This is a genomic window from Haladaptatus sp. (genome assembly GCF_049589095.1).
Taxonomy (GTDB): domain Archaea; phylum Halobacteriota; class Halobacteria; order Halobacteriales; family Haladaptataceae; genus Haladaptatus.
The window spans coordinates 1-2,756 of record NZ_JBAWAC010000575.1 but is presented as its reverse complement, the minus strand read 5'-3'; the positions used below and the strand labels follow the sequence as shown (position 1 = coordinate 2,756).

At 60.1% G+C, this 2,756-nt stretch carries 4 protein-coding genes; all 4 read left to right on the top strand.

Annotation, left to right across the window (positions count from 1 at the left end):
* Positions 1-135 precede the first annotated feature (135 nt).
* Complete coding sequence (locus tag WBV42_RS17990) at positions 136-1,437, top strand: MFS transporter (RefSeq protein WP_423987243.1); 1,302 nt, start codon at positions 136-138, stop codon at positions 1,435-1,437.
* A 75-nt stretch (positions 1,438-1,512) separates the two neighbouring features.
* Positions 1,513-1,878 (top strand): DUF7541 family protein, encoded by a 366-nt coding sequence (locus WBV42_RS17985; protein ID WP_423987242.1) that lies wholly within the window; start codon positions 1,513-1,515, stop codon positions 1,876-1,878.
* Between the two features lie 66 nt (positions 1,879-1,944).
* Positions 1,945-2,172: a DUF6684 family protein gene (locus tag WBV42_RS17980; protein ID WP_066143369.1), complete on the top strand. Its 228-nt coding sequence runs from the start codon at positions 1,945-1,947 to the stop codon at positions 2,170-2,172.
* Positions 2,173-2,205: 33 nt separating this feature from the next.
* Positions 2,206-2,756 (top strand): cbb3-type cytochrome c oxidase subunit I (locus WBV42_RS17975; RefSeq protein WP_423987241.1); only part of this gene is annotated, 551 nt, incomplete at its 3' end.

Genomic DNA, 2,756 nt, shown 5'->3' with positions numbered 1-2,756 from the left:
ACGAGGTTCGGGACGCGACGCGACAGCTTCAGCGCATCGCCGACGCGCTCGAAGAGTAATCCCCTTCCTCTTTCGGCAAATCACCGACCGTAGCCGGAAGTTCTTATACTTCGCCCACTATTTCGATTCGTAACCGTGACTGAGGAGACGAGCGGCGGGTCGACCAGCCTCTTTCGGAACCGCGAGTTCATCGCCTTGGCGGGCACCGCGTTCGCCAGGAGCCAAGCGTATTCGACGATCCTCATCGCGCTGTCGTTGTACGCGGGCATGTTCCACACGTCGAGCACCGTCGAGGGCCTGTTCGGGACGGCGTTCGCCGTCGTCCAACTGCTCATCGTCCTCCCGCTCGGCCGCTACATCGACACGCGAAACTCCAAGCGGATCCTGCTGTTCGGTCTCTTCGTCAACGTCCTCGTGTTCATCGGATTCAGCTTCGTGGATTCGGTGACGGGCGTCATTTTGATGCGCGTCGTGCAGGGGTTCGCCGCGAGCATCCTCTGGCTCACCGGAACGACCGTCATCGGCGAGATCAGCGACGACGACTCCCGCGGGTTGTGGATCGGGACGTACAATCAGGTCGGTGCGTTCTCCAGCCTGTTCGGGGACATCTTCGGCGGATTACTGTTGTACCTGTACGGGTTCGAAGCGACGTACGCCGCACTCAGCGTCATCACCATCGGCGCGTTTCTGGCTATTTTCCTGTTCCTTCGGGACAACCCCGGCGGACGGAAGGACCCGGAGGAGTCGAGTAGCCGTGAAACGTTCGAGACCCTGCTCGGTCGCTCGGCCATCAAGGCGCTCGTCTTCTTCCGCCTCTCGTTCAGCGTCGGGAAGATGGCCGTCATCACCTTCCTCCCCATCTACGCGCACACGGAGTTCGGTATCAATCCCTTCGTTGTCGGTGGTATCATGGCCGGTGGGAAGTTGACGAAGTCGCTTACGCAGGGAAAAGTCGGCGACTGGACCGACCGGGTCGGGAAGAAAGAGAGATTCATTCTCGCGGGGGCGCTCGTGTACGCGCTCGGGACGGCGCTCATCCCGTTCGCCGACCTCGCCGACAATTACATCCCCGGCGTGACGGTCTCCGCGTTCGGGGGGTCGATGGTGATACCGGGCGCGTTCTTCGTCCTCTTTGCCGCCTACGCCGTGTTGGGAATCGGCGATAGCCTCCGACTCCCGGCGAGTATGGCCCTGTTCGTCGAAGAGGGTGAGCAGTTCGAGGCGGTGGCGTCGAGCCTCTCCCTGCGCTCTATCGCGTGGAAGGTCGGACAGGTCGGCGGTCCCGTGTTCATCGGTGCGATTTGGGATGCCACGGGCGTGTTCGTCGCGTTCTGGGCGGCGTCGGGTTTCATCATCGTTTCGTCGTTCGTTTTCGCCATGCTCTACAGCACCGACCCCGCGCCCGGCGAGCACGTCGATGCGGTCGGTGGGGATTGAACGTTCGAGCTACGACGTCCCGTGCGTCGACTGGAAAGACGTAACGATGAAACCACTGAAGCCCGAAGCGTCCGTATGGACGAGCAACCGGGGCTTTCCGACCAGTACCGAAAATCCAGTCCGTGGCCGCTGTTCGTCGCGTTCGGTCTCGCAATGTTCGAGGCGGGTATCGTGATGGCGAACATCCTGTTTCCCGTCGCTGTCGGCGGGATGCTGATCTTCGTCGGTAGCATCGTCGGCATCCTCCGCGAATCGGAGTACATCAACAACCCGTGGAAAGCACTCATCGCCGCATCGGGCGTGTCGCTCATCGTGGGCGGCGCGATTTGGTTGACGACGGTGGGTTCGATCCAGCTTCGTGGCACAGCAATCCTCATCGGAGGGGTCATCCTCCTCCTCGGCGGCGTTGCTGGCGCGCTTTGGCAACCGGACCCCATCTGAGACGGTCGGACGGTCGGCAACGAACCACTAACCTATTTTAGCTCGTGCTTGCTACGTTTACGTACCATGGCACAAAGCGTCTTCAGCAAGGAAACCCTCCTCAACTTGATGGTCAACATCATTCCCCTGGGGATAATCGTCTGTTTCTTCGTCGCTTTCGTTGGCTTCAACGCGTGGAGCAACAGCGGGCTCGGCGGCATGATTAGCATCGCACTCCTCGTCCTCCCGTTCATCGCCCTCGCCGCGTTGACGTATATTGCAGCCCAGAAAATCGAGGTCGCAACTGGAACATAACCTTTCTTTACCTTGCAGTTCTCACCCTCTCGCATGGCAGCTACTGCGCAGCTGGCTCTCACCGTTGTCATGGGGGTACTTTTGCTCGCGGTCGCTTCGTTCCTCGCTCGTTTCGAGGACTGGCGGTCGTACGCACCCGTTGGCAGCAGTGGTGGCTACGGATACGCAGAATCGAACACGCAGACTCACGAGAAGCCTGCTGGAATCATTCGTTGGATCACGACAGTAGACCACAAGGACATCGGTCTGTTGTACGGGACGTTCGGTCTTCTCTCGTTCGCGTGGGGTGGCATTTCCGTGCTTCTCATGCGGATAGAACTGTTCACGCCGAGCGGTGACTTTCTCAGTGCGAACATGTACAACAGCCTGATGACGACGCACGGTATTACCATGCTCTTCCTGTTCGGGACGCCCATCATCGCGGCGTTCGCGAACTATTTCATGCCCTTGCTCATCGGTGCGGACGACGTGGCGTTCCCGCGTCTCAACGCCGTCGCGTTCTGGTTGTTGCCGCCCGGGGCGATCCTCATCTGGATCGGATTCCCGTTGTTCATGTTCGGCGGTATCCAACCGTCACAGACGAG

Bases quoted from the DNA above. Each gene is read 5' to 3' on its own strand.
- WBV42_RS17985 (WP_423987242.1), top strand. From the start codon at position 1,513: ATGGACGAGCAACCGGGGCTTTCCGACCAGTACCGAAAATCCAGTCCG.
- WBV42_RS17980 (WP_066143369.1), top strand. From the start codon at position 1,945: ATGGCACAAAGCGTCTTCAGCAAGGAAACCCTCCTCAACTTGATGGTC.